At 59.0% G+C, this 26,051-nt stretch carries 31 protein-coding genes and 1 tRNA gene; 15 read left to right on the top strand and 17 right to left on the bottom strand.

Features of this window, described 5'->3' with window-relative positions:
• Positions 1-112: 112 nt before the first annotated feature.
• Both AC3WQN_RS17745 and AC3WQN_RS17740 read right to left on the bottom strand, forming a co-directional pair.
• Positions 113-1,000: a dihydrodipicolinate synthase family protein gene (locus AC3WQN_RS17745; protein WP_103400342.1), complete on the bottom strand. Its 888-nt coding sequence runs from the start codon at positions 998-1,000 to the stop codon at positions 113-115.
• Positions 1,001-1,030: 30 nt separating this feature from the next.
• Positions 1,031-1,813 (bottom strand): aldolase, encoded by a 783-nt coding sequence (locus AC3WQN_RS17740; RefSeq protein ID WP_103400343.1) that lies wholly within the window; start codon positions 1,811-1,813, stop codon positions 1,031-1,033.
• A 159-nt stretch (positions 1,814-1,972) separates the two neighbouring features.
• Here AC3WQN_RS17740 and AC3WQN_RS17735 point away from each other — a divergent pair, with 159 nt between their 5' ends.
• The gene (locus AC3WQN_RS17735) at positions 1,973-2,515 is read left to right on the top strand and encodes a helix-turn-helix domain-containing protein (RefSeq protein WP_095147371.1); all 543 of its coding nucleotides are present in this window, start codon (positions 1,973-1,975) and stop codon (positions 2,513-2,515) included.
• A gap of 165 nt (positions 2,516-2,680) precedes the next feature.
• On the opposite strand, the gene AC3WQN_RS17730 is transcribed toward AC3WQN_RS17735, so the two are convergent.
• Positions 2,681-3,700: a DUF4917 family protein gene (locus tag AC3WQN_RS17730; protein WP_103400344.1), complete on the bottom strand. Its 1,020-nt coding sequence runs from the start codon at positions 3,698-3,700 to the stop codon at positions 2,681-2,683.
• Positions 3,701-3,853: 153 nt separating this feature from the next.
• On the opposite strand from AC3WQN_RS17730, the gene yiaY reads away from it, so the two are divergent.
• Entirely contained in the window at positions 3,854-5,002 is a 1,149-nt protein-coding gene (gene yiaY / locus AC3WQN_RS17725; protein WP_103400345.1) for an L-threonine dehydrogenase, read from the top strand.
• A gap of 105 nt (positions 5,003-5,107) precedes the next feature.
• On the opposite strand, the gene AC3WQN_RS17720 is transcribed toward yiaY, so the two are convergent.
• Positions 5,108-5,596: a DMT family transporter gene (locus AC3WQN_RS17720; RefSeq protein WP_103400346.1), complete on the bottom strand. Its 489-nt coding sequence runs from the start codon at positions 5,594-5,596 to the stop codon at positions 5,108-5,110.
• 77 nt (positions 5,597-5,673) lie between these two features.
• Between AC3WQN_RS17720 and AC3WQN_RS17715 the strand changes: the two genes are divergently transcribed.
• Together AC3WQN_RS17715 and AC3WQN_RS17710 are read left to right on the top strand one after the other, a co-directional pair.
• Positions 5,674-6,585, top strand: coding sequence for a LysR family transcriptional regulator (locus AC3WQN_RS17715; RefSeq protein ID WP_103400347.1), 912 nt, complete (start codon positions 5,674-5,676; stop codon positions 6,583-6,585).
• Positions 6,586-6,618: 33 nt separating this feature from the next.
• Positions 6,619-7,359, top strand: coding sequence for a PA3715 family protein (locus AC3WQN_RS17710; protein ID WP_103400348.1), 741 nt, complete (start codon positions 6,619-6,621; stop codon positions 7,357-7,359).
• 13 nt (positions 7,360-7,372) lie between these two features.
• Here the strand turns inward: AC3WQN_RS17710 and AC3WQN_RS17705 are convergent, their stop codons facing one another.
• Together AC3WQN_RS17705 and AC3WQN_RS17700 are read right to left on the bottom strand one after the other, a co-directional pair.
• The gene (locus AC3WQN_RS17705) at positions 7,373-7,657 is read right to left on the bottom strand and encodes a type II toxin-antitoxin system RelE/ParE family toxin (RefSeq protein WP_103400349.1); all 285 of its coding nucleotides are present in this window, start codon (positions 7,655-7,657) and stop codon (positions 7,373-7,375) included.
• On the bottom strand, positions 7,647-7,886 hold the full coding sequence (locus AC3WQN_RS17700; RefSeq protein ID WP_103400350.1) for a CopG family ribbon-helix-helix protein: 240 nt from the start codon (positions 7,884-7,886) through the stop codon (positions 7,647-7,649). Before AC3WQN_RS17700 ends, AC3WQN_RS17705 begins: the two co-directional genes overlap by 11 nt.
• Positions 7,887-8,009: 123 nt before the next feature.
• On the opposite strand from AC3WQN_RS17700, the gene fos reads away from it, so the two are divergent.
• The 4 genes from fos (at position 8,010) to AC3WQN_RS17680 (ending at position 11,291) form a co-directional block, all read left to right on the top strand.
• A complete protein-coding gene (gene fos / locus AC3WQN_RS17695; protein WP_103400351.1) occupies positions 8,010-8,423 on the top strand; it encodes a fosfomycin resistance glutathione transferase in 414 nt (137 codons plus the stop codon).
• Positions 8,424-8,572: 149 nt separating this feature from the next.
• Positions 8,573-9,211 (top strand): LysE family translocator, encoded by a 639-nt coding sequence (locus AC3WQN_RS17690; RefSeq protein ID WP_103400352.1) that lies wholly within the window; start codon positions 8,573-8,575, stop codon positions 9,209-9,211.
• Between the two features lie 107 nt (positions 9,212-9,318).
• Positions 9,319-10,662, top strand: coding sequence for a GGDEF domain-containing protein (locus tag AC3WQN_RS17685; protein ID WP_103400353.1), 1,344 nt, complete (start codon positions 9,319-9,321; stop codon positions 10,660-10,662).
• A gap of 125 nt (positions 10,663-10,787) precedes the next feature.
• Entirely contained in the window at positions 10,788-11,291 is a 504-nt protein-coding gene (locus AC3WQN_RS17680) for a DUF4142 domain-containing protein (protein WP_103400354.1), read from the top strand.
• A 132-nt stretch (positions 11,292-11,423) separates the two neighbouring features.
• Here the strand turns inward: AC3WQN_RS17680 and AC3WQN_RS17675 are convergent, their stop codons facing one another.
• Together AC3WQN_RS17675 and AC3WQN_RS17670 are read right to left on the bottom strand one after the other, a co-directional pair.
• Positions 11,424-11,939 (bottom strand): AidA/PixA family protein, encoded by a 516-nt coding sequence (locus tag AC3WQN_RS17675; protein WP_103400355.1) that lies wholly within the window; start codon positions 11,937-11,939, stop codon positions 11,424-11,426.
• A gap of 120 nt (positions 11,940-12,059) precedes the next feature.
• Positions 12,060-12,563, bottom strand: coding sequence for an inclusion body family protein (locus AC3WQN_RS17670; protein WP_103400356.1), 504 nt, complete (start codon positions 12,561-12,563; stop codon positions 12,060-12,062).
• Positions 12,564-13,005: 442 nt separating this feature from the next.
• On the opposite strand from AC3WQN_RS17670, the gene tam reads away from it, so the two are divergent.
• Complete coding sequence (tam, locus tag AC3WQN_RS17665; protein WP_103400357.1) at positions 13,006-13,776, top strand: trans-aconitate 2-methyltransferase; 771 nt, start codon at positions 13,006-13,008, stop codon at positions 13,774-13,776.
• A gap of 6 nt (positions 13,777-13,782) precedes the next feature.
• Here tam and AC3WQN_RS17660 read toward each other — a convergent pair whose 3' ends face one another.
• The 3 genes from AC3WQN_RS17660 to AC3WQN_RS17650 form a co-directional block, all read right to left on the bottom strand.
• Positions 13,783-14,190, bottom strand: coding sequence for a type II toxin-antitoxin system HicB family antitoxin (locus AC3WQN_RS17660; protein ID WP_103400358.1), 408 nt, complete (start codon positions 14,188-14,190; stop codon positions 13,783-13,785).
• Positions 14,191-14,221: 31 nt separating this feature from the next.
• Positions 14,222-14,404: a type II toxin-antitoxin system HicA family toxin gene (locus AC3WQN_RS17655; RefSeq protein WP_103400359.1), complete on the bottom strand. Its 183-nt coding sequence runs from the start codon at positions 14,402-14,404 to the stop codon at positions 14,222-14,224.
• Positions 14,405-14,801: 397 nt separating this feature from the next.
• Positions 14,802-15,140, bottom strand: coding sequence for a hypothetical protein (locus tag AC3WQN_RS17650; protein WP_103400360.1), 339 nt, complete (start codon positions 15,138-15,140; stop codon positions 14,802-14,804).
• A gap of 315 nt (positions 15,141-15,455) precedes the next feature.
• Here AC3WQN_RS17650 and AC3WQN_RS17645 point away from each other — a divergent pair, with 315 nt between their 5' ends.
• The 5 genes from AC3WQN_RS17645 to AC3WQN_RS17625 are packed head-to-tail and all read left to right on the top strand — an operon-like array spanning position 15,456 to position 20,515.
• Positions 15,456-16,934, top strand: a complete 1,479-nt coding sequence (locus AC3WQN_RS17645; RefSeq protein WP_103400361.1) for a cytochrome c oxidase subunit II — start codon at positions 15,456-15,458, stop codon at positions 16,932-16,934.
• Positions 16,935-16,977: 43 nt separating this feature from the next.
• A complete protein-coding gene (gene ctaD, locus AC3WQN_RS17640) occupies positions 16,978-18,753 on the top strand; it encodes a cytochrome c oxidase subunit I (RefSeq protein WP_103400362.1) in 1,776 nt (591 codons plus the stop codon).
• The gene (locus AC3WQN_RS17635; protein WP_103400363.1) at positions 18,750-19,436 is read left to right on the top strand and encodes a cytochrome c oxidase subunit 3; all 687 of its coding nucleotides are present in this window, start codon (positions 18,750-18,752) and stop codon (positions 19,434-19,436) included. The genes ctaD and AC3WQN_RS17635 overlap by 4 nt, the downstream gene beginning before the upstream one ends.
• Positions 19,437-19,442: 6 nt before the next feature.
• Positions 19,443-20,156 carry a heme-copper oxidase subunit III family protein gene (locus tag AC3WQN_RS17630; RefSeq protein ID WP_103400364.1) on the top strand — a complete coding sequence of 238 codons (714 nt, stop codon included), beginning with the start codon at positions 19,443-19,445 and terminating at the stop codon, positions 20,154-20,156.
• A gap of 41 nt (positions 20,157-20,197) precedes the next feature.
• Positions 20,198-20,515: a cytochrome C oxidase subunit IV family protein gene (locus AC3WQN_RS17625; protein WP_095147399.1), complete on the top strand. Its 318-nt coding sequence runs from the start codon at positions 20,198-20,200 to the stop codon at positions 20,513-20,515.
• Between the two features lie 30 nt (positions 20,516-20,545).
• Here AC3WQN_RS17625 and AC3WQN_RS17620 read toward each other — a convergent pair whose 3' ends face one another.
• The 5 genes from AC3WQN_RS17620 to AC3WQN_RS17600 form a co-directional block, all read right to left on the bottom strand.
• The gene (locus AC3WQN_RS17620) at positions 20,546-21,106 is read right to left on the bottom strand and encodes a hypothetical protein (protein ID WP_103400365.1); all 561 of its coding nucleotides are present in this window, start codon (positions 21,104-21,106) and stop codon (positions 20,546-20,548) included.
• Positions 21,107-21,482: 376 nt separating this feature from the next.
• A tRNA-Gly gene (locus AC3WQN_RS17615) sits at positions 21,483-21,556 on the bottom strand.
• Positions 21,557-21,791: 235 nt separating this feature from the next.
• Positions 21,792-22,676, bottom strand: coding sequence for an alpha/beta fold hydrolase (locus AC3WQN_RS17610; RefSeq protein WP_095146963.1), 885 nt, complete (start codon positions 22,674-22,676; stop codon positions 21,792-21,794).
• A 312-nt stretch (positions 22,677-22,988) separates the two neighbouring features.
• On the bottom strand, positions 22,989-23,681 hold the full coding sequence (locus AC3WQN_RS17605) for a pseudouridine synthase (protein WP_103400366.1): 693 nt from the start codon (positions 23,679-23,681) through the stop codon (positions 22,989-22,991).
• A gap of 32 nt (positions 23,682-23,713) precedes the next feature.
• Complete coding sequence (locus tag AC3WQN_RS17600; RefSeq protein WP_103400367.1) at positions 23,714-23,932, bottom strand: cysteine-rich CWC family protein; 219 nt, start codon at positions 23,930-23,932, stop codon at positions 23,714-23,716.
• Positions 23,933-24,331: 399 nt separating this feature from the next.
• Between AC3WQN_RS17600 and AC3WQN_RS17595 the strand changes: the two genes are divergently transcribed.
• A complete protein-coding gene (locus tag AC3WQN_RS17595; protein WP_103400368.1) occupies positions 24,332-24,811 on the top strand; it encodes a hypothetical protein in 480 nt (159 codons plus the stop codon).
• A 53-nt stretch (positions 24,812-24,864) separates the two neighbouring features.
• Here the strand turns inward: AC3WQN_RS17595 and dspII are convergent, their stop codons facing one another.
• Positions 24,865-25,977, bottom strand: a complete 1,113-nt coding sequence (dspII, locus tag AC3WQN_RS17590) for an enoyl-CoA hydratase/isomerase DspII (RefSeq protein WP_103400369.1) — start codon at positions 25,975-25,977, stop codon at positions 24,865-24,867.
• Positions 25,978-26,051: the final 74 nt, after the last annotated feature.

Here is a 26,051-nt window from a genome sequence, read left to right as displayed (position 1 = left end):
AGATCCGATTATGACCGAAGGCCGCCAACAGCAAGGGGGAGCAAGCTCCCCCTTCGGTTTTTACCGGACACTAGTGACGCAGAGCGTGGGAGCAATCATCAGGGGGATTGTCTCAGCGCAAGGTATCCAGCAATTCCTGCAACTGACTGCAACCCGCTTCACCCAACGGGAATACCGGCAGGCGCGGGTCACCCACTTCCAGCCCGGTCATGCGCAGGCCGGCCTTGATGGTCGCCGGCAGTCCTCCCTTGAGGATGAAGTCCAGCAGCGGCAACTGGCGATAGAACAACGCCCGTGCCTTATCCAGATCATTGGCCAACACGGCCTGGTACAGCGCACCATTGAGTTGCGGGATCAGGTTCGGCGCCGCGGTGCACCAGCCTTTGGCTCCGGCTGCGAATGCCTCCAGCGCCAACGGGTTGCAGCCGTTGTAGAACGGCACCCGGCCTTCGCCGAGCAGTTGCAGTTTGTGCATGCGCTGGATATCGCCGGTGCTCTCTTTGACCATGGTCACGTTTTCCACGGCATTGAAGATCCGCAGGATCAGGTCCACCGACATGTCGGTGCCGCTGGTGGCCGGGTTGTTGTAGAGCATGATCGGCACGCCGATGTTCTCGCCGATGGCGCGGTAGTGGGCGAGGATCTCGGCTTCGCTGAGTTTCCAGTAGGACGCTGGCAACACCATCACCACGTCGGCACCCTGGGCTTCGGCGAAACGGGCGCGGCGCACCGCCTTGGCGGTGGTCAGGTCGGAAACGCTGACGATGGTCGGCACGCGCCTGGCGACGTGCCTGATGCTGAATTCGCTGACCTGATCCCACTCCGCATCGCTCAGGTAGGCGCCTTCGCCCGTGCTGCCCAGTGGGGCGATGGCGTGTACGCCGCTGTCGATCAGGCGATCGATGGAGCGCCCCAATGCGTCAAGGTCAATGTGTTCACCGTTGGTGGTGAAAGGGGTGATGGTGTAGCCGATGATGCCGTGAATAGAAGGGCTGGACATGCTGTCTCTCCATTAAGCGAATGAGTGGTTTCAGTTCAGGCAATCGGCGTGTTGGCGCAGGTTCTGCCGGGCGTAGTAGTTGAACGCGGCGCCGTGGCGCTTGGGCTTGGAGATCCAGTCATGGGCTTCGCGGCCGAGTGCCGGCAGGATCGGCTTGAGCGTACCGGCCGACATCGCCAGCAACTGTAGCTTGGCCGCGCGCTCGATCAATTGTGCAATCACGCAGGCTTCCTCGATGGTCCGTCCGGTCGACAGCTGGCCGTGGTGGGACAGCACAATTGCGCGCTTGTCGCCCAGGGCCCCAGCGATGATTTCACCTTCTTCGTTGCCCACCGGCACCCCCGGCCAAGCTTCGAGAAAGGCGCAGTCCTCGTAGAGCGGGCAGAGGTCCATGTGGGAGATTTCCAGTGGCACTTCCAGCATCGACAAGGCGGCGACGTGGGTCGGGTGCGTGTGGATGATGCAGTTCACGTCCGGGCGGGCGCGGTAGACCCAGCTGTGGAATCGGTTGGCCGGGTTCGGCATGCCGTGGCCTTCCAGCACTTCCAGGTCTTCGTTGACCAGCAGCAGGTTGCTCGCGGTGATTTCGTCGAAACCCAGGCCCAGTTGCTGGGTGTAGTAGGTGCCCGGTTGTGGGCCGCGGGCGGTGATTTGCCCGGCCAGCCCCGAGTCGTGACCGTGCTCGAACAGAATGCGGCAGGTCAGCGCCAGCTTTTGCCGGTCAGTCCACGTATTATCCGCCAGGGTGCTTTGCATCTGCGAAAGCGCCTGCTTGATGAGTTGGTCTTTAGGTAGTGCTAATGTCTTGGCCATATCAGGTGTCCTTTGTAGCAATCAATGGACGTCGGATGTGGTTCTCCCGCTGCTCGCAAGGTCGTTGGGTGATCACATATGACACTTAAGAGGCTATATGACACTTCGTGTCATTAGCAAGGACTAATCGTTGCCTCCTTGATGGATTAATCGCTCCACATGTCTATCCGTTTGAAATTGTTGAGAAAAAAACTCGGTGTTACGCTGGAGGCGCTGGCCGAAAAATCCGGCATGACCAAGAGCTATCTGTCGAAAGTCGAGCGCGGGCTCAATACCCCGTCCATTGCGGCGGCGCTGAAACTGGCCAAGGCGCTGAACGTCAAGGTCGAGGAGTTGTTCTCCGAGGACGCGATCAGCCTCGACAGCTACAGTCTGGTGCGCGCCCATGAGCGACAGTCACTGGCGGCCAATGACCAGGCGCCGGGTTACGCGGTACTGGCTCATCAGGTCAGTGAGCGCAGCCTGTTGCCTTTCATCGTCTACCCGCCCAAGGAGTTCAGCGACAAGACCTTCAAGGAGCACCTGGGGGAGGAGTTCCTGTTTGTCCATGAAGGCCAGGTTGAAGTCGACTTCATGAACGAGCGGGTGATCCTGGATCGGGGGGATGCGCTGCACTTCAACGCACAAAAGCCTCACCGCCTGCGCTCGGTGGGCGAGGTGCAGGCGCAGTTGCTGGTGGTGGTGCACAGCAGCGAGGAGTGATCGGGTTATGCCGCGCGCGCCCTTGTGGCGAGGGAGCTTGCTCCCGCTCGGTCGCGCAGCGGCCGCAAAACCTGCATGTGCGGAGTGTCTGGCAGGCTCGGGTTGCCGATTTCAGGACTGCTTTGCAGTCCAGCGGGAGCAAGCTCCCTCGCCACAGTGACAGTGTCAGACCTCGACCGGCACCGTCAGCGCCAGGTTACCCAGTGCGTGCGACTTCGAATCGAAAAACCGCAGCTCAACCCCCGTCCCCTCAAACACCTTTGCGTAATGCCGTTTCTGGCTCTGGATAAACGCCGTGCTGCGCGGATAGATTGAGATCGCCACGGTGTTCGGTTTGGCCTGGCGCAGGGCGTGAATGAGGTGCGCATCCTGCTTGCCGAGGCTGTGACCGAAGATGCACAACCCATCGTGCTGATGCAGCAACTGGTCGTAGCAGAACGACAGGTAATCCGAGCTGCGGATGGTCTTGAGCTTGTCTTCGCTGCTGCCCTCGCTGACGAACAGCGGTACGTCGTCGAGAGTCTTGATCGTGTTGTTGATCGCAAAGCTGCCCAGCAGTGTGCCTTCGGTGGAGGTCAGTTTGCGCGCGGTGCCGTCCTGGTTGCGTACCAGGTGCAGGCCACCGTGCAGGTACAGCAGGCGGGTCTTGTCGGTGGTGCTGGCGCTCAGGTCGAAGCTCGACCCTGCGCCATGAAACAGGTCGCTGATGCCGTCGGGCTGGTGCTGGATCGCCCAGTAATTGAGCAGGTCATAGTTGGTGGTGAACACCGTCGGATAGCTGCTCAGCTCCTGACTGATCATCGCCAGGCTTGAGGCCTGCACCAGGCGCCAGGGAATGTGCACCGCATGCACGGTGTTGATCAGCGCTTCCTTGATCGCGTAGTAACGATTGCGCGGTGCCGCGGAGCTGACGGCCAGGGCCTTGTTGACCCGGCTGGTGGTTTTCAGTGCGCCCAGCACTTGTTCGAAACTGCGGGTCTGCATCGCCTCGAACACACTCAGTTCGGACGCGCTCAACGGCTTTTCCTCCACCGTGCGGGCGTTTTCGAACAGCGAGTCGTAACCGAAGTCATCCCACACCGCGCGACTGGCACCGTTGCCCACCAACAGGGCACTGAACGGGGTGGTTGCACGCAACGCCTTCCAGTCTTCTAGGTGGGCATCAACATCCTGGAACTCGGTCATCGCGTCGGTCTTCTCAAGCAGGTGGGGGCAGGGCGCAGACTTTATCACGACCGGGTGTTGAGCCAGATCAAGATGCGCGGTGAGCGATGGGTCGATCCTTGGGGTATCTGCCGAATCAGGAGTGACGGTTCGGTCTATCGAGGAGGAATCGCCGTGACCAGCACATTTTTCATTCCCGCCGTGAACATCATGGGCACCGGTTGCCTCGATGAAGCCATGACTGCCATCAGCAACTATGGGTTTCGCAAGGCCTTGATCGTGACTGACACAGGGTTGGCCGAAGCGGGCGTGGCCAGCCTGATCGCCGAAAAACTGGCGATGCAGGACATCGATTCGGTGGTGTTCGATGGCGCCAAGGCCAACCCGAGCATCGCCAATGTGGAGAGCGGCCTGGAACTGCTGCAGCGCAGCGAATGCGATTTCGTGGTGTCCCTGGGCGGCGGCTCGCCCCACGACTGCGCCAAAGGCATCGCGCTGTGCGCCACCAATGGCGGCAAGATCGCCGACTACGAAGGCGTCGACCGGTCCGCCAAGCCACAGTTGCCGTTGATAGCCATTAACACCACCGCCGGCACCGCCAGTGAAATGACCCGTTTCTGCATCATCACCGACGAATCACGCCACGTGAAAATGGCCATCGTCGACCGCAATGTCACGCCACTGTTGTCGGTCAACGATCCGGCCCTGATGGCCGCCATGCCCAAGGGCCTGACCGCCGCCACCGGCATGGACGCCTTGACTCACGCCATCGAAGCCTATGTCTCCACCGCCGCCAATCCGATCACCGATGCCTGCGCGCTGAAAGCCATCGAGCTGATCAGTCGCAATTTACGCCTGGCGGTGCGCGACGGCAGCGACATGATCGCCCGGGAGAACATGGCTTACGCGCAGTTCCTCGCGGGCATGGCGTTCAACAACGCGTCCCTGGGGTTTGTCCATGCGATGGCCCACCAGTTGGGCGGCTTTTACGACTTGCCCCATGGCGTGTGCAACGCGGTGCTGTTGCCTCACGTACAAAGTTTCAACGCCGCGATCTGTGCTGAACGCCTGGCGGTGGTGGCCCATGCGCTGGGTGTCGATACCCGTGGTTTCAACCCGCAGGAGGGGGCTGCGGCGGCTATCGCGGCGATCCGTGAATTGGCCCGGGACGTGGAGATTCCAGCCGGCTTGCGCGACCTTGGGGCCAAGCTGCAAGACGTCCCGCTTCTCGCCGCCAACGCGCTGAAAGATGCCTGTGGCCTGACCAATCCACGGGCGGCGGATCAGCGGCAGATCGAAGAGATTTTCCGCAACGCCTTCTGACGGCGCAGTCCACGGCTGTCACCGCCAGGGCCACGCTCATCAGCGCCAGTGGCCAGGCTGGCGCCCGTAGCGGTTTACGCCGGGACCGTGGAGCAGGGGGCTGAATCACGGGTCCGGCAGCAGGGCTCTGGCGGGGCTGGTGCTGAATTGAATCAACACCACCCCGGCAATCAGCATGGCCGCGCCGAGCAGCTTCGGCAGGGTCAGATGCCGTTCCACCAGCCCGAACAATCCGAAGTGATCCAGCGCCAGCGACGCCACCACTTGCCCGCTCAGCGCCAGGGCAATGAACCCGGATGCCCCCAGTTTTGGAAGCAGCATCAAGGCCAGGGCAATGAAGCACACACCGAAGGCACCGCCGGCCCACATCCACAGGGGCGCCTTGCTGATGAACCCCAGGGACGGTAGCGGCAAACGCAGGGCGATGATCACTGGCAACAACACCGCGATACTCACCAGCAACGATGCAAGGGTCGCCCACAAGGGATGGCCGAGGCCGCGACTGAGATTGGCGTTGATCGCGCTTTGAAAGGGCACCACGGCGCCGGCGATCACCGCCAGTAGCAACAGCCCGGCCCAATGCAGGGTACTCATGAGGTTTCTCCAACAGGTTTTGCTGGACTCTAAGGTATTCGTCGCGCAGATTTAAATTCCAAATAGCTATCCAGAACATGCATCGGATGAATGATCTACGCCGTATCGATTTGAACCTGCTGGTGATCCTCGACGCTTTGCTCAACGAGCAGCACGTGACGCGCGCGGCTGAGCGCCTTCATCTCAGTCAGCCGGCGGTCAGCCACGCGCTGGCGCGGCTGCGTGACATGCTGGGTGATCCCTTGCTGGTGCGTGCCGGTGCCGGGCTGGTCGCCACCCCGCGTGCGCTGGAACTGGCAGCGCCACTGCGTGAAGCGCTGTCGAAGGTCCAGGCGTTGCTGGCGCCCAACGCCTTTGACCCCGCGTCAGCCAAACGCAGGTTCCGCCTGGCGATGTCCGACTACGGCGCGGCCCTTGTCCTGCCGGGGCTGATCCGTACCTTGCGCCGTGAGGCGCCGGGCATCGACCTGCAAATCAGCCACGCCAGTCGCGAAGGCATGCTGGAAGGTGTGCTCAACGGCGATATCGACCTGGCCGCCGGGGTGTTTCCCGAACTGCCCAACGAGTTGCGCTCAACGCCACTGTTCGAGGAACGGTTTGCCTGCCTGGTGGATCGCGACAGCTTGCCGGCCAGCGGCACGCTCGACCTGCCGAGCTATCTCGCCCGACCCCATGTCCTGCTGGAAATGCGTGGCAGCGGCACCCCGGAAATCGAGCGCGCGCTGACCACCCTTGGCGAGCGTCGCCACGTCACCGTCAGCCTGCCGCACTGGAGTGTGGCCCCGCAATTGATTCGCGCAACGGACCTTATCCTCACCGTCGCCGCCCGTGGCCTGCAGGGGATCGATCAGTCGCAATTGGTGATCCTGCCGCCCCCGTTTCACATCCCCCCATTCACCTTCGTGCTCGCCTGGCATGGCCGCCGGGGAGGTGACCCGGCGTTGAACTGGTTGAATCGACAGGTCGGGCAGGCGATAGTGCACGGCTGACTGTTTGATTCATACGTACACAAGGAACACGGAATGACCTTGAAATACCGCTGGCTGGGCTGCGTGGCCATGAGTGGCGCGCTGAGCGCAACCCAGGCCTATGCCGAATGTGAAAAACCGTTGTTGCCCGAGGGCGTGCCGGGCTACTCGGTGTGCAAGGACTGGCCGGCCTACGATGGCCAGACCATCACCGCGCTGTCGCAGATCGAGCCGGACCCCACCCTCAGCGATGCGCCGGATGGCATGGGCATGTACGACCTGAAACTGGCCGTGATGTCCAACGTCGACGGCAAGCCGCTGGCCCGTTACGCCCAGGCGTCGGTGTACAGCTCCGATGCCGTGCGCTTCGATGGGCTGAGCATCGACACCGCGCGCTATAAACTCACCTCCGATCTGCGGGCATTCGGCGTGCGTGCCGGCTTCACCGGTTCATCGCGTGCCAATCCCTTCGAGCAAGCCGTCCTGTCGCTGTATGTGCGCGAAGGCAACGTGTTGCGCCCGGTCCTTGAGCAGTTGGTGATCGAATCCGGCAACGGCGAGTGGGATACCAACTGCGCCGGCGAATTCAGCCACACCAAACGCACCCTGGACATGGCCAAGACCAGCAGCCATGGCTTTGCCGACCTGATCGTCAGGTCGGTGACCACCGACACGCAGAACCTGGTGGGGAACGATGACTGTGAATACAAGGAAACGGTGGGTAAGACAGTGCTGACGACACTGCGCTATGACGGTCGGCAGTATGTGGTTCCCAAGGAGTTGCAGGGTCTATGACACTGACCGTGACCTACCATGCTCCGGGCGGTAAGCGACGGGTATGGAACACGCGTAGTACTTGAAGCTTGCCTTGGCGAACACGATAAGGGATGAGGTAGGGGTGGTCGGGTAGCACCCACTCTCGAGTGCCGGGCAGGCGGCCCTCACGGCCCATGGCCGGAAATCGGGAGAGCTGCTCGACACTGGCGAAGATGGCGTTGACGAAGTCGGTTGCCGCCTTCGGATTTTCCAAGGCAAGGTAAGTGGCTTCGTCATCAATATTTTTGAGTGCGGTTCTCAGCCACTCAACGCGCATTACCGGTCCACTTGTCGGTGAGGGCGCTGACTTCTTCATCACTGGCAAAGTCTCCGGCATCAGCCTCTTTCAACGCGTGCTGGATTTCTTCGATTTGCCAGGTTTCTCGAGCCAGGTACTCACGGAGCGCATCGACGGCCAGGAAAGATTTACTCCGACCTGTCGCTTTGGCCAGGCTGGCGAGGGTGTCGGCGATTTCGTCTGGCAGGCGCAAAGACATGACGGACATAGCTGTCTCGATGTAGTGGTTTGTAATACAACATACTACATTGCAGTCAGGGGGGCGGAGCTAGTCCCGCTCGTCTGTTGCACCCAGTGCTTTGATTCAAAACATCACTCCGAGGTACCCAGCATGCTCCACGGCCTCAACCACCTGACCCTGGCGGTCACTGACCTGGAGCGCAGCGTGGCGTTTTATCATGGCCTGCTGCAGCTGCGCCTCGATGCCACCTGGGACAACGGTGCCTATCTGTCGTTGCCAGGGTTGTGGTTGTGCCTGTCGCTCGACCCCAGGCGTGCGCCTGGCGCCGCTGTCGATTACACCCATTACGCCTTCAGCCTGGGTGCCGACGATTTCCCGGCGTTTGTCGCACGCTTGCGAACAGCCGCTGTGCCAGAGTGGCGAGATAACCGCAGCGAAGGCGAGTCGTTCTATTTCCTGGACCCCGACGGGCATCAGCTTGAAGCCCACGTCGGTGACCTGGCATCACGGCTTGAGGCCTGTCGCCAGCGGCCCTATGCCGGGATGAAGATCTTCACAGCGTAACGCCCGGCATCGACGCGGCGGGTGAGGTATGACTTCAGGTCATGACCTTCTGAATTTTTATGGTTACAGGCAGCGCCCGGGCTTGTGATAAAAAAGCGCATTCCAGCACGCCGTCATGGCCTGGATGGCCTTACAGGGAGTGTTAACCGATGACGTCTTCATTGTTGTTCGCCGTACTTGCCTCGGGTTTTATCTACGGCATCACGCCGGGGCCGGGTGTGCTCGCGGTTTTCGGGATTGGCGCGGCCCGAGGCCGGCGCGCGGGCGCGGGGTTTCTCTGTGGTCACCTGTTGGGCGATGTGGTCTGGTGCAGCACGGCGTTGATCGCCATTGTCGGTGCGCGGGAAATCGGCAGCAGCGCGTTTGACGTGCTCGGGGTGCTCAGTGGCCTGTATCTGTTCTGGCTGGGCGTGCGGGCGATCCGCAGCCGCCCCGGCAGCGGAGGCACGGAGCAAGGACCGGCACGCCAGCCGTTCTGGCACGGGATCATGTTCGGCCTGACCAATCCCAAGGCGTACCCGGTGGCCGTGGCGACTTTTACCGCATTGCTGTCCAGCCGCGCCGAGCTGCTGCACTGGTCAATGCTGCCGTGGCTGATCGCGCTGAGCTTCCTTGGCGGTGTCGCTGCATACGCTATTCTGATCGGGGTCGTGGGCGCTCGTCGGGTGCGCTCGCTGTATCAGCGTCATGAGCTGGCAATCACCCGGATTTGCGGGGTAATGTTCATCGGTTTCGCCATCAATGCCCTGCTGCACGCGGTGCCGGGCCTGCTGGCAAACAAGACTTGAAGCTGCACGCAAGGCTGCGTCAGTTGTAACAAGGCACCCGTGCTCAGGGATTGCCAGGTCCATGGACTGATACTCATAGCTGCATTTTTGGACAGTATCCATCCAACATGACCACCAGAAATTCCGCACCGCTGGCCAGTTACATCGATCTGCTGCTCGACGTCGTATGTGCCGTCGACCGCCAGGGACGCTTTGTCTTTGTCAGTGCTTCCTGCGAGCAAGTGTTCGGTTACACCCAGGACGAGCTGATCGGCCAGCAGATGATCGAGATGGTGCACCCGGCCGACCGTCAGCGGACCCTGGACGCTGCCCGGGAAATCATGCGCGGCCAACCGAACCCCAACTTCGAGAACCGCTACCTGCGCAAGGACGGCCAGGTGGTGCATATCATGTGGTCGGCGCGCTGGTCCGAGGTCGATCAATTGCGCATCGCCGTGGCCCGCGACATCACCGAGCGCAAGCTGGCCGAGTCCCGGCAGGCAGCCTTGTATGCAATTTCCGAAGCCGCCCACGCCGCCGAGGATCTGCTGGCGCTGTTCAAGCGAATTCACCAGTTGATCGGCGAGTGGTTGCCGGCGCTGAACTTTTCGGTGGCGCTCTATGACGAGCACTGCGAACAACTGAACTTTCCCTACCATGTCGACCATCACGAGTGTGATCCCGAGTTCAGTGTGACCGGGAGGCTGTGCGCCGAGGTGATCCGCACCGGGCAACCGGTGCTGGTGACACCCGAGCAGCCATTTACAGTGTCCGGTTGTTCCGGCGTCGTCGGTGATCAGGACTCTCCGTGCTGGCTGGGTGTGCCCCTGAACTCGCAAAAAGGCACCATTGGTGCCTTGATCGTCAAAAGCATGCCGGGTGACGTGCACTACACCGAGCGCGACAAGGAACTGCTGCAGTACGTCTGCGCCCAAGTCGCGGCGGCCATTGAGCGCAAGCAGTTGCACAGCCGTCTGCAATACATGGCCCAGCACGACCACCTGACCCGTTTGCCCAACCGCGAGTTGCTGCGCGAGCGCCTGGCCTCGGCCTTGGGCAAAGCCAAGCGGGACCTGGGGCGCATGGCGCTGCTGTACGTCGACCTGGATGACTTCAAGCAGGTCAACGACACCTACGGCCATGGCATTGGCGACATGTTGCTACAAGCGGTGGCCAATCGGCTGCAAGGCTGTGTACGTGAGTCTGACACCGTGGCGCGCATTGGCGGCGATGAATTCGTCGTACTGCTCGACAGTGTCCAGGCCGCTGAAGATGCCTCGCGGGTGGCGATCAAGATCCGTCAGGTGCTGGCTCAACCCATGCGCCTGGACAGCCATAGCCTGAACATCCTGCCGAGCATTGGCGTGGCGCTGTACCCCGAGCACGGCACCGAAGAGAAGCAACTGTTCAAGCATGCCGACGAAGCCATGTACGCCGCCAAACGCTTGAGCGAGCGCCTGGATCGCGCCTGAGCGGGGCTCGTCGCGCCGTTCGTCGCTGGCAGTGACGATTGGCTAAACCTTTGCCTTGTTTTGCCTTCTGAAGACAAGTGGGGACACCCGCTGCACTCATTTGTCTGTTCCAGGAGGGCGTGACCATGATCACGGTGGCCAGCCGACTATCGACCCTCACACTTGCGGCGTTACTGGGGGGTGGTGCCAGCAATGCATTGGCCGAATCCCCGGTCGACTTCATCAACGAGGCCTCGGCCCAGGGCATGGCGGATATTGAAACCAGCCGTATGGCGCACCAGAAAACCGAGTCCAAGGCGATCAAGGACTACACCATTGTGGTGATCAACGACCGCACCACGGCCAACCAGCACCTGGCGAAAATAGCCAGGAAACTCGACCTGCCGGTGGCGTCGCGGGAAGAGGTCATGAGCAAGGCCAAAGCCCTGATACCGCACATCCAGGACGGCGAGTCGTTCGATTCGGCCTACACCGCCAGCCAGGTGAAAACCACCGAGCACACCATCGAACACCTGCAACAAGAAGCGAGCACCACCGACGTGCCGGAGATCAAGGCCTTCGTCGAAGAAACCTTGCCAAGGCTTGAACATCACCTGGAGTTGGCCAGGGCCTTGCGGGCGAACCGTTAATACGCGTTGGCATTGATTCGAGTACTGCTGCGCCCGTCAGCAGCCGGTGTGCTTTCCAGAGGGATCGTTCCGTCTTCGCCCTGGTCGCGGCTGCGCATTCTTGGCGCCTCCCGTCGCTTGCAGTCCCGGCATTCAGCCCGACACCGTCACCTCAACCTCCCAGCCGAAGTGCCCCAGCACCTCACAGTTGCTGTCCACCAGCATGAAACTCAGTTCGCAGCGCTCGACACCCGGACTCAATGGGGGGCAGCGCCAATAGTGATCGTTGGCTTTTCCGGTCAGCGGTTCGGTGGGGATTTCGGGGTTGGGTGCGGGCAGGGGCAACTGGCTGTGCACCACCAGTTGCGGTGGTTCGAGCACGCCAGCATTACCCACGGTAAGGTTGTAAAGCACCACGCTGTGTTCGGCATGCAGACCCACGGTGCGACCGCGCAGGTGGAGGGTGCCTGAGAGGGGGATGATCAGTTCATGGCCGGAGCTGCTAGCGCCCACGCTGAAAATAAAACCGTCCTCAATCATGGTCGGACGCTGTGGATCGAGGCTTGGCTGGGAGTAATGAGTCAGCAGGGTTTCAGCGTCGATGATCAGTAGCAGATTGGTCGCTTGCTCAAGTGGGAGTGGCGAGGTTGCGCAAGTATCTGTGGACATCACGGATTCCTTTCATGATGTAGGGAAATACGGTCACCGCTTCGACCTTTGTAGGACATTCCGTTCTTGTCAGGGCGAGCGACGAGGGTGTGACCCCTTGTTGCCAAGGGGCCGCCCGGATCAGTTGCGGATGGTGATGAACGGATCCCACGAACAGCAACCGACAATCTTGCAGTCGCGGTCCACGATCAGGAAGTTGAAGTGATAGGTCACGCTGCCGCATGCCAGTGTTTCCGATGACCAGTAGTAGTTATCGACTTTCTGGCAGCTGGGCACTGACGGGTTGCTGGTGTTGGGTACCGCAACGCAGGCCGTGGCCTTGCGTGGGACTGGGGTGGAGATCAGCTCGTTACCCACGTTGCCGATGAACTTGTAGAAAATGACCGCCGTTTCAAAGCTCTGCGACAGGCTGGTTTCGCGCCAGCGAATCAGGTCACCCACCTGGGCCTTCAGGTTGAGTTCACCACCCGCTTGGCCATTGATCACGTTGTTCTGATTGGTAACCATGTATACGTGATTGACATCGATCATCGTTGGCGCTGCGGGGTTTTTGCTGATGCTCGGGTAGTTTTTCAGAATGGTTTCAGTATCGATTGAAACAAGCACATCCGTGACTCGAGACATAGTAAAGCTCCTTGTTCATAGTGAGCGCCTGACCTCTGTCAGACACCATATCGCTTGCTAGCCTTGCGGCTGTCGTAAGCGCTACTACTGGAACCCACCGATCACAGGGCACGAGCTGGCCTGGCTCCTTACCTACAAAAGTGACGGCCAGGGTTCCTTCCAACAGGCCGCGTCTGCACTATAGGTGCCCACTTGATGCTGTCAAAACAGAGGGTGTACAGCTCGACGAGTGGTCGATTTTTTTCTGGTTTGCGATAAAAAAAGCTGCATTCAGAACGGACTTTTGTAGGCATTTGGCTTGTCGTCGGTTGCATGGCGCAGATGTTTCAACCGGTTACTGCAGCTTGACGAAGTTGCCGGGGCCGTCGCTTACTGACGTCCCGCGAGCGAAAGGCTGAGCCTGGCAGGTCGCTCCCGTCCTGATCGGTTACAGGAGTATGCGATGAGTTGGTCCGCCAAACAGTACGTGGCTTTCGAAGATGAGCGCACGCGCCCGGCGCGTGATCTGCTGGCTGCAATCCCCAACCGGGATGCGCGTTCGGTGATCGACATCGGTTGCGGCCCTGGTAACTCCACCGAGTTGCTGGTGCAGCGTTTTGCCGACGCTTCGGTCCGTGGCATCGACAGTTCTGCCGACATGATTGAGTCCGCCCGCAAGCGCTTGCCGAGTGTGCGTTTTGACACCACGGATATCGCGACCTGGAACGAGCCTGGCCCGTTCGATGTGATCTTCGCCAACGCGGTGCTCCAGTGGTTGCCCGACCACGCCACGTTGCTGCCATCGCTGGTGGCCAAGCTCGCGCCCGGTGGCAGCCTGGCGATCCAGATGCCCGACAACCTCGAGCAACCCGCGCACCGCATGATGCGCGAAGTCGCCGCCAACGGCCCATGGGCGGGCAAGCTGGCGGACATCGCCGGACAGCGCACGACCCTGGACGATGCCACGACCTACTACCAGATGCTCTGTACCTGCAGCTCGCGAGTCGATGTGTGGCGCACTACCTACCATCACCCGCTGGCGGGTGGCCCGGCGGCGGTGGTCGAGTGGTTCAAGGGCAGTGGTCTGCGACCGTTTCTGGAACCGCTTGGCGAGGCGGAGAAACACCGGTACCTGGCGCAGTACCTGGAGGCAATCGAGCCCTTCTTCCCGGAACTGGCCGATGGCTCGGTGTTGTTGCCATTCCCGCGCGTCTTCATCGTCGCGACCCGCTAAGGGCGATCAGCCCTGTTGCAACACCTTCAACGCCGCCGAGGCCAGAAAGCCGGAGCGGCTCTTTTCTTCCGGGTGATGCAGCACGTATTCGTCGATACGGGTCAGCAGATAACCGGGCAGGGTGATGTTGAGTTTCTGCGCCTTGCCCAGGTACTTGGTGACGTCGATGTCCACCAGTGCCCAGGTGACACCGGCGTATTGCGGATTGGCCGCATGCAGGGTGACTTTGTTGGCCGGCGGAATCGCCGAGCCGTCTTCGGCCAGAATCTCGAAGTGACCCTCGATGGCCTCCCGTGCCATGGCGATGGCATCGTCCAGGTCGTCACCGGCCGAGAAGCACCCCGGAATATCCGGCACTTCAACGCCCCAGGCGTGTGTGTCATCGCCCATTGAAATCGCAATCGGGTAAAGCATGTTCGTTGTCCTCTGGTTGCCATGCGCCGATTCAGTACAGCAAGGCCTGTTGCAGGATGCTCACGGCCGTCTTGGTCAATAAGTCCTTTTTCGGATGTGGAACAGTCACCAGTCCAGGCTTGGCTGGATGCTTGAAGTGGTGGTGACTGCCCCTGACCCGTACCAGGTACCAGCCGTCTGCGACGATTTGGGCGATCAAGTATCGGCTATTCACATCACGTCCCTGTGCTGTGTAGGTAGTTACTATACCTACTGAAACTTTGTTATCAACACTATAACCACCAGGCTTGGCGGTCCAAGTGATGAATGGTAGGGATCAGTGTAGGAATCGCAGCGAGGCATGGCGGTCGGGGAAGGGGACGCAAGTATTGCCGGATGGTTCGATTCGCTCGGAAGGACTGTTGAAATGAGAAATCACAAGCGTAAAAAACGATCACGGAGGAGGCTGTGTAAAAACGTTTCAGAGCAGGTTTGACTGTCAGGATCGGGACGGGGCCCGCGTTTTTACACAGCCTGAACCCAAAGAGTCATTGACTGACTCTTTTTAAACGGTGAGTTTTCAGCACCGCACTACTCCACAGAGAAAACCGATGCCGAGAATCGCGTAGTCGTTACTCAAGCAACTGATCAATCAACACCGCGTTGGTATAGATCAAGCTGCCATCGCTCGCACGGTGCCCGACCAGGTGAAACTGACCGCGTTCGTCGTGCAAATAGACGCGCATTTGACAGTCGGACAAGGGGGCGTAGCCCTCGGGCATGATCAACTCCATCGTGTCCATATCGACATCGACCATGGCTTCAGGCTCGTGGGTCTTCTGCAGGCGCTCTTCGGCCTCCTCCAGGCGGAGATGGAGAGGCCCATCGACGTAGAAATGGACTTCCCCCATCGGGGTGGACTTTTGGGCTCCGCTGGTTTTGCACCAGCCTTCGATCGTCAGGGCACTCATGACGAAACCTCCCATGTGGATTGCTGGACTCTGTAGCGATCGTCCCTGCTCAATGCCATCACTTATGTTTGATGACCACACAAGGGCAGGGTTCGTCCTTTGGGGCCGCTTCTGGCCGATCTCTGCCGTCCGTCATCAGAGATTCAGTATAGCGGGTAGCCGGGCCTCGCTTGCCAACCTCACGGTACAACCCGATGGCTCTATACTCCTTACTGACTTTACCGCCCGGATGGGTGGTGTTTGTCTGCCCTGCTTGGACGTCAGCGGCGATGCTTTTGCATAACCAATGAACAACAGGAATAGGATGAAGAGGAAATGGCAATAGCAATTATCTTGATACTAATCGTTATTGCATCAGTGCTATTCCATATATTAGCGCCTTGGCAGGCGACACCGGCAGCTTCCAACTGGGGGTCAATAGACACCACCCTGTTCATCACCCTGATCATTAGTGGAATATTTTTCATTGCCATCACGGTATTTATGGCGGTCGCCGTGATGCGTTATCGTCACAAGGAGGGTGCCAGGGCACACTACCAGCCAGAAAGTAAAAAACTGGAATTATGGTTGATTGTCGTCACCTCGGTAGGTATTGCCGCGATGTTGGCGCCGGGTCTGGTTGTTTACAACGATTTCATCCGGGTGCCGAAAAATGCGTATGAACTTGAAGTGGTCGCCCAGCAGTGGCAGTGGGCCTTTCGTTTTCCCGGCCAGGACGGGAAACTGGGCCGGTCGGATATTAAGTTTGTGGATTCCGCCAATCCCTTCGGTCTAGATCCCAAGGATCCTGCCGGGCAGGACGATGTACTGATAAAAAACAATGAAGTTCGCCTTCCGCTCGATCAACCGGTGAAAGTTTTACTGCGCTCTAAAGATGTGCTGCACAATTTCTATGTGCCGCAAATTCGCAGCAAGATGGATATGGTGCCGGGGATGGTGTCGCACTTTTGGTTTACGCCAACTAAAACCGGGAAATATGAAGTCCTTTGCGCTGAGTATTGTGGTCTTGGTCATTACAACATGCGTGGCCATATGATCGTGGAAGAACGGGATGCCTTCGTTCAATGGCTGAACAGCCAACCGACGTTTGCGCAGACATTAACGACAGCGGCCAAGCCCAGTCGGGACAACGTGCTGGAAAAAGGCCGCCAGTTGGTCGAAACATACGGCTGCGGTGCCTGCCATAGCCAGGATGGCAGCGCCAGTCTCGGCCCGGGATGGAAGGGGCTGTATGGCCGCACGGAACAGCTTGCCGATGGCACCCATGTGCTGGTCGATGAGGCCTACCTGAAAGAGTCGATCCTCGATCCGAAGGCCCGACTGGTACAAGGCTACCCGCCGATTATGGTGGCCTATACTCTCAATGACGATGAACTGGGTGCTCTCGTCGCCTTGATCAAATCACTGGGTGCTGCGCGGCAAGACGATGAGCTTTCTACTGGTGAAGCGTCGGGCCCAGGTGAAGACTTGGCGGTGCAGGGACAGCGGCTTGCCGAGTCGCTTGGCTGCGTGGTCTGCCACAGTGTCGATGGCAGTAAGGGCGTCGGCCCCAGCTGGCAGGGCCTGTATGGCAAGGCAGTAACCCTTGCCGACGGCACGACGATAAAGGCCGATGAGAGCTATATAAAGGATTCGGTTGTTAATCCCGGCGCCAAAATCGTCAAGGGCTATGCAGCCGTCATGCCGACCTTTGCTCCGAGTGATAAGGAGTTGAACGCACTGATCGCTTTTATCAAATCCAAAGCGAATACCGACGCTGATGCGAGCAAGGCGGAGCCAGGAAAGGAGCCGTAAAGGAGCCAGAAATACACCGAAACTTCGGCAGGAGGATGACGTGATGGCCTATACGGATCAAGCCGAAACAGCTGGACTGCACGAACCTAAAAGCTTCCTGACCAAATATATCTGGAGTCAGGACCACAAGGTCATAGCCATTCAATATTCCTTGACGGCTCTGTTCGTGGGTCTTATCGCCGTGGTGTTGTCCGGCTTGATGCGCATGCAGATAGGCTTCCCCGGCAGTTTGGCGTTCATGGACGCCAGTGCTTACTATCAGGCGATGACCATGCACGGCATGATCATGGTCATTTATTTGCTGACGGCCTTGTTTCTGGGTGGCTTCGGCAACTATCTGATCCCACTGATGGTGGGCGCCCGCGACATGGTCTTCCCCTATGTCAACATGCTCAGTTACTGGTTCTATCTAGTAGCGGTACTGGTGTTGCTCGCCAGTTTTTTTGTCCCTGGCGGCCCCACCGGTTCGGGCTGGACGCTCTATCCGCCACAGTCCATTACTCAGGGGACACCAGGGGTCGAGTGGGGCATCGTGCTGATGCTCGTCTCACTGGCGATTTTTATTGTCGCCGCCACCATGGGCGGGTTGAACTACGTCACCACGGTGTTGCAGGCACGCACGCATGGCATGACGTTGTTTCGCATGCCGCTCTCCGTATGGGGCATCTTCATGGCCTCGATCATGGCCTTGCTAGCCTTCCCGGCGTTGTTTGTCAGCGCGGTCATGATGCTGTTCGACAAGCTGTTGGGTACCAGCTTCTTCATGCCGGCGATCATCTCGCTGGGGCAGCAGCTCGATCACCAGGGTGGCAGCCCGATATTGTTCCAGCATCTGTTCTGGTTCTTCGGCCACCCGGAAGTCTACATCGTTGCTCTTCCCGCGTTTGGTCTGGTCTCCGACTTGATCAGCACGCATGCGCGTAAAAATATCTTCGGCTACCGAATGATGGTGTGGGCCATTATCGCGATTGGCGTGCTCAGTTTTGTGGTGTGGGCCCACCATATGTATGTCAGTGGAATGAACCCCTACTTTGGTTTTTTCTTCGCCATCACCACCTTGATCATCGCGGTGCCAACTGCGCTGAAAGTCTACAACTGGGTGCTGACCCTGTGGCGGGGCGACATCCATCTGACCGTGCCGATGCTGTTTGCCCTGGCCTTTATCGTCACCTTCCTGGTCGGCGGTCTGACCGGGTTGTTTCTCGGCAATGTGATCGTGGATATTCCGCTCTCGGACACCTATTTCGTCGTCGCCCATTTTCATATGGTCATGGGGGTCGCACCGGTACTGGTGGTGTTCGGCGGCATTTATCATTGGTTCCCGAAAGTCACCGGGCGCATGTTGAACGACACCCTGGGCAAGCTGCATTTCTGGATCACCTTTCTGGGCACCTACGCCATCTTCTTCCCCATGCACTACTTGGGTTTCCAGGGCATGCCACGCCGCTACTACGCCTATGAAAACTACGCGTTCATCCCGCAGTCGGCGCAAGATTTGAATGCCTTCATTACGGTGGTCGCATTGACCGTCGGCATTTCCCAATTGCTGTTCGTGTTCAACCTGGCCTGGAGTGTATTTAAAGGCAAGCCCGCAGGCAGTAATCCATGGGGCGCAGCCAGTCTGGAATGGCAAACGCCGGACACCCCGCCGAAACACGGTAACTGGGGCGCGAAGCTGCCGGTCGTGCATCGTTGGGCCTATGACTACAGCGTGCCGGGGATAGAGCAGGATTTCGTTCCGCAAACGGTTTCCGCCGAGGAGCTGGAGCAAATGCGGCAACTCAGTGCCGGAACCAGAATAGCGGACGTTAAAACATGAACAGACTGCTATTGAGAAACGCCGACGGCGCAGACCCCGGCGGCAGTTGGAGTCGCGATCCCGAGGGCATTCAGGCTGCCGAGGGTGCCGATAGAACCGCAAGAATAGGCCTGCGCTTGTTTCTGGTGGTGGTGAGCTCGTTATTCTTTCTGTTCCTGATTGCCTTTATCGCCCGCTCACAAATGGCCGACTGGCTACCCCTGACAGAGCCCTTGGCGCCGTTAGCCAATCCATGGCTGCTATGGCTGAATTCGGCTTTTCTGGTGTTCAGTTGCATCGCACTGCAGTGGTCGCGTATGGCCGCCCGAAAGGCTCGACTGGATGCAACGGTCATTGGCTTTGCATTGGGGGGCGTATTCGCAATTGCCTTTCTGGCGGGGCAACTCTGGCTCTGGCAGCAGTTTGTCGCCTGGGGCTACTTTGTCGCCAGTAATCCGGCCAACAGTTTCTTCTACCTGTTGACCGGCCTGCATGGGTTTCACTTGCTGGGCGGGCTGATAGCCTGGAGCAGAACCGTCGCTAAATTCCTGCATCGCGTGCCGTTGCCGCAACTTCGCGCCAGCATAGAACTCTGTGCCATCTATTGGCATTACTTGTTGGGTCTTTGGTTCGTGCTATTCGCTCTGCTGACCAGCACGCCGGAAACCTATGAAGCCATCGCCAGATTCTGCGGCCTGAGGTGAAAAGCCATGGCATCGCACCCACCCGCCCCAGACGAGTCCCGTTCATCCGATCCACCCAGCGTGCTGCCTGCACCGGGATGGCAGGGCATCGCCAGCGACTGGTCCTCGGATAGGGAGGCTTTCAAGCAGGTGCCTTGGGGCAAGGCGATGATGTGGATATTCCTGCTCAGCGATACTTTTATATTCACCTGTTTTTTAATCGGCTACATGTCGGTACGCATGACCATCACTGTCCCTTGGCCGAACCCCAGTGAAGTGTTCGCATTAACGATCGGCGGTAGAGCAATCCCGCTTATTCTGATCGCCATCATGACCTTTGTGCTGATCAGTAGCAGCGGCACCATGGCCATGGCAGTCAATTTCGCCTATCGCCGTGATCGTGCGAAAACCACTGCCCTGATGCTGGCGACCGCAGCCTTGGGTGCGACCTTCGTCGGCATGCAGGCATTTGAATGGAGCAAGCTCATTTCAGAAGGGGTGCGTCCCTGGGGGAACCCCATGGGGGCGGCGCAATTTGGTGCCAGCTTTTTCATGATTACCGGGTTCCACGGACTGCATGTGTCAATCGGCGTCATCTACCTCAGCATCGTGGCGCTGAAAGTATTGCGGGGAGATTATGAACGCTCCGGAAACTATCAGATCGTCGAGATAGCCGGGCTTTATTGGCACTTCGTGGACTTGGTGTGGGTGTTTATCTTTGCTTTCTTTTATTTATGGTAGGTCCAAGAGACTGTTCATGGTTTTGAAGAGGAGCACGGATGATGGCGCATGCTCAGGGTCAGCAACATCCAATCAGTTTGTACCTTAAAATCTGGGGGCTGTTATTCGTCCTCAGCACATTGTCGTATCTGGTCGACTACTTTCACTTTCAGGGCTACCTCAGGTGGTCCCTGATTATCACTTTCATGTTGTTGAAGGCAGGTCTGATTGTCTCCATCTTCATGCATATGGCCTGGGAACGGTTGGCCATGGTCTACGCCATATTGGTGCCACCGTTGTGTTTACTGGTGCTCGTCGGACTGATGGCCTCCGAGGCGGAGTATGTTTTCCTCAGTCGGGTGGTTTTCTTTGGCCAATAAACAACTTCTGGATGGCCTTAAACCCAGGGGCTAACCCGATATCACTCGCTTGAACTGATGCCATTTGTGCTGCCAGGCGACTGTCCAGTGAGGGGCGGCTGTGCCCGTGCCGGCGATCTTCAGCATTGGATGATGTTCGATTACCCGGTCCAATACCGACTCCTGATCCGGCTCGACATCCACAAAGAAGATATGTTTACCCTCATCGACCACCTGTTTGAAATTGCGGAAGTGAGTATTCGGCACCTGGAACCCAAAAAAACCGCCTTCCCAGATGCAGAAGCCAAAAATAACAAAGGCAAGGAAGATAAAAGGCACCCAGCCTGCCGCGGATTCGGTCCAGCCCATCCAATAGGCGCCACCCAGGACCAGCGCCGCGAGTGGCACACCGATCACCGCACCAATCTCGCCAGAGTGAACAGCATCTTGTTTCATTAACGAGTTAACTTCGTGGAGGTGATGGTGTTCAACATCGGCAACTTCTTCACTGAGCACATGAATTTGTTCGGTATTGATGCCGCCGGCTTCCAATTCATTTTCAACGGTTTCAAGTTCGTCGAGATTATCACTGATGTAATAGTGTCGATTCATGGCGCACCTCCCATCTCGTGTTTGCTGCAGACCTCCTCTGTCCTGCAACCGTTGACTGAGATTTGCAGTCGGTATCTGTACCCATGGGGAACGTTGCACACTTCATGCAATCCGAGGGAAGTATAGCACTCGCTATCATGCTCGGCTGTCGTGGTCAAGATCTAGGGGCGAGAAAAGAGGGGCGTGTTTACTTTTTCTGGATCGTCCGGCTCCGGAGAAGGCTTGCATCTATTTCAGGGAGCGGCAGGTTTCTGTCAAATCGCTCGGCAGCAGCAGCGCTCCAAATCCCGCCCACAAAAAAACCGGCCACGTGGACCGGTTTTTTGTATTCCTGCATCCCCCGTCAAAACCACTTTAACGTGAGACAAAATTCGATTGGAGCGGGTGAAGGGAATCGAACCCTCGTTATCAGCTTGGGAAGCTGGAGTAATGCCATTATACGACACCCGCTCAGAGCGGTTGACTTTGTACCAGATGCGGCAGGAAAACTGAAGTTTTTCTTTGCAATATCTGCGGTTACGCGGCTTCTACCGGCACGGCAAGACGTCGTCGGCGACCGGTTTGGCGCAGGCGATGGGGGTGAGGGGCAGGTTTTGAAACCGTGTTGCGGTCTGTCACGAGCAAGCCTCGATCCTGCGGGTAATGAGGTTACCTGTGGGCCGAGGTTGCTCGCGAGGACGTTGTTTCAAATGGCCAGTGCATGGTGGTCCTGAATGAAGTTGGAACGCGTTCGGCCTTCATGGTGTGCCGGTTTCAGGAAACCCAGCAGTGCCTGGCGGCTGTCTCGGCAGGCAGCTTTGTGCTCCATGTCGAGAAAGTGCCCGGTGGCCTGGAGAGTACTGAACGTACTGTATTGCACATGGTTGGCGAACAGTTGGGCATCGCTGGCGGCGGTGTACTCGTCCCATTCGCCGTTCATGAACAGCACCGGTACATCGATTTGCTTGGCCGCCTTGAGGTAGCACAGCCGGTCGCTGTTGAGGACTTGGCTGATGTGGAAGTGCATCTGCCCGTATTCGTGTTCGGCCAGGCTGCTGACGTGGCGATGGTTGAAGCGCTTGAACAGGGATGGCAGGTGTTTGCCGATGGTGTCATTGACCAGGTGTCCGACACGATCGCGTTCCAGGTTGCCGAGGTAATCGACCCCTCGCTCGAGGTAGTCGCGCATCGGCTCGTTGATCACCGGCGAGAACGAACTGACCACGGCTTTCTCAATCCGTCGCGGGCGTTGCGCCAGGGCGAGCAGCGTGGCGGCTCCGCCCCACGAAAACGACAGCACATGCTCGGCGGCGAAGTGGTCGATGAGCTCCAGCAGAATCTGCCCTTCGACTTCCTTGGTGAGCATCTTCTCGTGTCGGTTGTGGGCTTTGGATTTGCCCGCGTAGGGTTGGTCGTACAGCACCACGTTGAACTGCGGGTACAGGTTTTTCACGGTCTGTGCAAACGATGCAGTGGTGGCCATTGAGCCGTTGACCAAGATAATGGTCTTTTCTGCGGCGTCTGCGCGATAGAACTCCGTGTAAACCCGATACTGACCTTGTATATCCAGCACAGCGATTTCTGGCCTCATGTCCTGGGACTCCTGGCAAGCGTGTATATGCGCGCAACTGAGTGTGCACGGGATATATGACAGGTAGGCATACGCCTGAGATTGAGGGCCCATGTCGATCCGGTGAGGTCTGGTCGACGGGTGTTGTTATAGGCGGGCAGTCTGTCGGGGGAGGTGGAGCCTTGAGGCTCTCTGCCGACAAAAAGTTTCTTAGACGTTATAGGTGACTTGCCGGTCACAATTCGGCCGACGGTTTGATTCAAGCAGGGAGAGCGCTATCGCGCAAGTGCCGTTTGTGAATTGTTCGACAAATTTTGCCCGGCGGTCCCGTGATCAGATCAAGGCAATCTCGGCGGCCGTGAGTGGGCGGTATTCGCCCGGTTTTAACCGGCTGTCCAATACCAATGGGCCCATCTGCTCACGATGCAAGCGCAACACCTTGTTGTCGAAGTGGCCAAACATCCGTTTCACCTGATGATAACGGCCTTCAACAATGCTCAACCGGGCGCAGCGGGACGCCAGCACCACCAGCTCGGCAGGCTGGGTGGTCAGGTCTTCGTAGGCAAAGTACAGACCTTGGGCGAAGGTCCGTGCATAGTCGGGGGTGATCGGCTGCTCGGTCTCGACGTAGTAGAGCTTCGGCAGTTTGGTCTGCGGCTGGGTCAAGCGTCGCGACCAACTGCCGTCATTGGTGATCAGCATCAGTCCGGTGGTGTTGAAGTCCAGGCGCCCGGCGATGTGCAGGTCGTCCCTGTCGGGTTCATGGATCAGGTCGAGGACGGTCGGGTGCTTGGGGTCGCGGGTGGCGCTGACGCAGCCCTGGGGTTTGTGCAGCATGAAGTAGCGCGGTGGTTTGCCGGCTTGCAGCACCTCGCCGTCGCACTCGACACAGCTGAACTCGCGCACTTCGAAATGCGGGTCGCTGACCACCTGCCCGTCGACCTTGATCCGCCGTTCCACCAGCAGCAGGCGCACCTGTTTACGGTTGAAGCGGGGCAGGTTGCTGAGAAAACGGTCAACGCGCATGACGGTCGGCAGATCGGAAAAGGGCGCGCATCTTACTCGATAGACGCGCCGGCTGCCTGCAACTGCGCCTCGACCCGGGCACAGCGCGGGCACAGGCACGATTGGTCGCGCAGTCCGGCGGGTAGGGCCAGCAGCACAGCCGAGTCGATCGTCACGCCGTAGCACCAGCAGGCCCGGTCGGCGGTTCGTGGGTCAGCCAGGCTACAGTCGTTGCGGGCGCCACAGGCCGGGCAAAAGTCAGGTTTATTCATCAATGGAGTAGGTATCTGTGGGCCGGTTCGATTGGGTACGGGGTGCCTGGCCCGGTACATCCCATGATGGGGGCTTGGGTGTCATCGGGTTGCAGAGTGTAGCGGCCCGACGGTCCGCTTGGCAGGGATTCAGTCAGCGCATTCTAGCGTCACCGTGGAAAGGAAACGCGTGTATTTGCGCCCAATCGCCGCTGCTGTTGATTGCCAGTGTTGCGCAGGCTCGATGTGCCAGCCGGCTACGTCGAGATGGGGCGAATGAGTCGACGGATGACATGTATCAGCGTATTGCGGCGGCGCACCAGATTCCGATTTCGATGTCTGATATTGCGTCAGTCAGTTCAATTGACTGTCGCCGGCCAGCGTCGCTGGCAGGGCGTTTTCGCGGTCCAGGAGGCCGCCATGTATCGCCGACTGCTTCTGATTGCTTCGATGAGTTTGAGTCTTACTGCGTGCGTCCCTTACTACGATGGAGGTTCCAGCTACTACAGCTCAGAGGTCTATTCTTCGCCGGTACCGGCTTACTATGCGGGTGGACCGAATTACGCTTATCCGCGTAGTTATTACACCTATCCACGCAGCTATTACTCCCCATCCACGCGGTACTACCCGTCAGTGCGCTACTACCAGGTCGCCCCTCGTTACTACCAGACGGCTCCCCGTTACTATCAGTCATCGCCCCGCTATTACCAGGCGCCGCGAGCGGTTTATCGGTCTTACCCGAACCGTGGCTGGGACGACCATCACCAACAGGGATGGAGCAACCAGTACGGCAGCCCGCGTCATCGCCAATGGGATAACGATGGCGGGCATGGCGGGCGTGAACATGGCAGGCATGGCGACCATGATGGTCGTGGTGACAGAGGCGGGCGCAACCGCTGAGTCTTGCAACGAACAAGCGGCGCATTCAACGCCGCTTGTCTATCCCGGGGACTTCAAACATCCGACAGGTCCGCCAGCGGATGTCGACCCTCCCACACCTTGTGGAAATGCGCCGCGATCACGGTATCGGGTATCGCGTTGATGTCCGGCCAATGCCAGTGCGGCTTCTGGTCCTTGTCAATCAGCCGTGCTCGAACGCCCTCGCTGAATTCCGGGTGTCGGCAGCAATTGAGGCTCAGGGTGTATTCCATCTGGAATACTTCGGCCAATGACAGGTGCCGGGCTCGGCGAATCTGCTCCCAGACCAGATGAGCGGTCAGCGGGCAGCCTTCATGCAGCTGCTTCGCCGCACGGGCCAGCAGCACGTCACAGTGATCGCGCAACAGGCTGATCGCCCGCCAGGCGCAGCGGACGTCGCTGACGTCGAGCCACTCATCGATCTGCTGGCGTCGCGGCAGCCATTGCGCTTCGGGCATGTGCCCGAGCGCCTCTCGCTGCAAGGCCTTGAGCAGGCTGTTGAGCTGCATCGGCGTCTGCTCCTGCCAGTTGAGCTGCAGCAGGCCTTCGATCAGTGCTTCCTGTTGTTCGTCCAGCAGGAAGCGGTCGGCCAGGTCCAGGTCAATGGCATCGCGGCCGTTGATGTGAGCGCCGGTCAGGGCGAGAAACAGCCCGAGCTTGCCGGGCAGGCGTGACAGGAACCAACTGGCGCCGACGTCCGGATATAGGCCGATACTGATCTCGGGCATGGCCAGGCGGCTGCTGGGGGTGACAATGCGGATGCTGGCACCTTGCAGCAAGCCCAGGCCGCCGCCGAGCACGTAGCCATGGCCCCAGCAGATCAGCGGTTTCGGATAGGTGTGCAGGTGAAAGTCCAGTCGGTACTCCGCCGCGAAGAATTGTGCGGCCAGCGGCGGCACCTCGCCAGGATGGGCGCGACAGGCCTCCACCAGGCCGCGCACTTCCCCTCCGGCGCAAAACGCCTTGGCCCCGTTGCCGCGCAGCAGCACGCAAACGACCTGAGGTTCTTTGGCCCAGGCATCCAGTTGGTCGCTCAAGGCCCTGATCATCGGCAACGAGAGGGCATTGAGGGTGTGTTCGGCATCCAGGCTGGCAATGCCGATGCGCGCGCCGTCCGTGCCGGTGAGTTCTTCGAAGTGCAGGTTCATTTTGACCTCGATGACTGATTTGAAGATTCAGTATGATCGTTGCGTGGGAAAGTGCTGGATCCGTGTCAGATCAA

Source organism: Pseudomonas sp. FW300-N1A1, from assembly GCF_058789115.1.
This window is presented reverse-complemented; position numbering and strand designations above follow the sequence as displayed.

Coding starts and splice junctions, on each gene's coding strand:
- AC3WQN_RS17745 (WP_103400342.1), bottom strand. CDS start 1,000: ATGTCCAGCCCTTCTATTCACGGCATCATCGGCTACACCATCACCCCT.
- AC3WQN_RS17740 (WP_103400343.1), bottom strand. CDS start 1,813: ATGGCCAAGACATTAGCACTACCTAAAGACCAACTCATCAAGCAGGCG.
- AC3WQN_RS17735 (WP_095147371.1), top strand. CDS start 1,973: ATGTCTATCCGTTTGAAATTGTTGAGAAAAAAACTCGGTGTTACGCTG.
- AC3WQN_RS17730 (WP_103400344.1), bottom strand. CDS start 3,700: ATGACCGAGTTCCAGGATGTTGATGCCCACCTAGAAGACTGGAAGGCG.
- AC3WQN_RS17720 (WP_103400346.1), bottom strand. CDS start 5,596: ATGAGTACCCTGCATTGGGCCGGGCTGTTGCTACTGGCGGTGATCGCC.
- AC3WQN_RS17715 (WP_103400347.1), top strand. CDS start 5,674: ATGCATCGGATGAATGATCTACGCCGTATCGATTTGAACCTGCTGGTG.
- AC3WQN_RS17710 (WP_103400348.1), top strand. CDS start 6,619: ATGACCTTGAAATACCGCTGGCTGGGCTGCGTGGCCATGAGTGGCGCG.
- AC3WQN_RS17705 (WP_103400349.1), bottom strand. CDS start 7,657: ATGCGCGTTGAGTGGCTGAGAACCGCACTCAAAAATATTGATGACGAA.
- AC3WQN_RS17700 (WP_103400350.1), bottom strand. CDS start 7,886: ATGTCCGTCATGTCTTTGCGCCTGCCAGACGAAATCGCCGACACCCTC.
- fos (WP_103400351.1), top strand. CDS start 8,010: ATGCTCCACGGCCTCAACCACCTGACCCTGGCGGTCACTGACCTGGAG.
- AC3WQN_RS17690 (WP_103400352.1), top strand. CDS start 8,573: ATGACGTCTTCATTGTTGTTCGCCGTACTTGCCTCGGGTTTTATCTAC.
- AC3WQN_RS17685 (WP_103400353.1), top strand. CDS start 9,319: ATGACCACCAGAAATTCCGCACCGCTGGCCAGTTACATCGATCTGCTG.
- AC3WQN_RS17680 (WP_103400354.1), top strand. CDS start 10,788: ATGATCACGGTGGCCAGCCGACTATCGACCCTCACACTTGCGGCGTTA.
- AC3WQN_RS17675 (WP_103400355.1), bottom strand. CDS start 11,939: ATGTCCACAGATACTTGCGCAACCTCGCCACTCCCACTTGAGCAAGCG.
- AC3WQN_RS17670 (WP_103400356.1), bottom strand. CDS start 12,563: ATGTCTCGAGTCACGGATGTGCTTGTTTCAATCGATACTGAAACCATT.
- tam (WP_103400357.1), top strand. CDS start 13,006: ATGAGTTGGTCCGCCAAACAGTACGTGGCTTTCGAAGATGAGCGCACG.
- AC3WQN_RS17660 (WP_103400358.1), bottom strand. CDS start 14,190: ATGCTTTACCCGATTGCGATTTCAATGGGCGATGACACACACGCCTGG.
- AC3WQN_RS17650 (WP_103400360.1), bottom strand. CDS start 15,140: ATGAGTGCCCTGACGATCGAAGGCTGGTGCAAAACCAGCGGAGCCCAA.
- AC3WQN_RS17645 (WP_103400361.1), top strand. CDS start 15,456: ATGGCAATAGCAATTATCTTGATACTAATCGTTATTGCATCAGTGCTA.
- ctaD (WP_103400362.1), top strand. CDS start 16,978: ATGGCCTATACGGATCAAGCCGAAACAGCTGGACTGCACGAACCTAAA.
- AC3WQN_RS17635 (WP_103400363.1), top strand. CDS start 18,750: ATGAACAGACTGCTATTGAGAAACGCCGACGGCGCAGACCCCGGCGGC.
- AC3WQN_RS17630 (WP_103400364.1), top strand. CDS start 19,443: ATGGCATCGCACCCACCCGCCCCAGACGAGTCCCGTTCATCCGATCCA.
- AC3WQN_RS17625 (WP_095147399.1), top strand. CDS start 20,198: ATGGCGCATGCTCAGGGTCAGCAACATCCAATCAGTTTGTACCTTAAA.
- AC3WQN_RS17620 (WP_103400365.1), bottom strand. CDS start 21,106: ATGAATCGACACTATTACATCAGTGATAATCTCGACGAACTTGAAACC.
- AC3WQN_RS17610 (WP_095146963.1), bottom strand. CDS start 22,676: ATGAGGCCAGAAATCGCTGTGCTGGATATACAAGGTCAGTATCGGGTT.
- AC3WQN_RS17605 (WP_103400366.1), bottom strand. CDS start 23,681: ATGCGCGTTGACCGTTTTCTCAGCAACCTGCCCCGCTTCAACCGTAAA.
- AC3WQN_RS17600 (WP_103400367.1), bottom strand. CDS start 23,932: ATGAATAAACCTGACTTTTGCCCGGCCTGTGGCGCCCGCAACGACTGT.
- AC3WQN_RS17595 (WP_103400368.1), top strand. CDS start 24,332: ATGTATCGCCGACTGCTTCTGATTGCTTCGATGAGTTTGAGTCTTACT.
- dspII (WP_103400369.1), bottom strand. CDS start 25,977: ATGAACCTGCACTTCGAAGAACTCACCGGCACGGACGGCGCGCGCATC.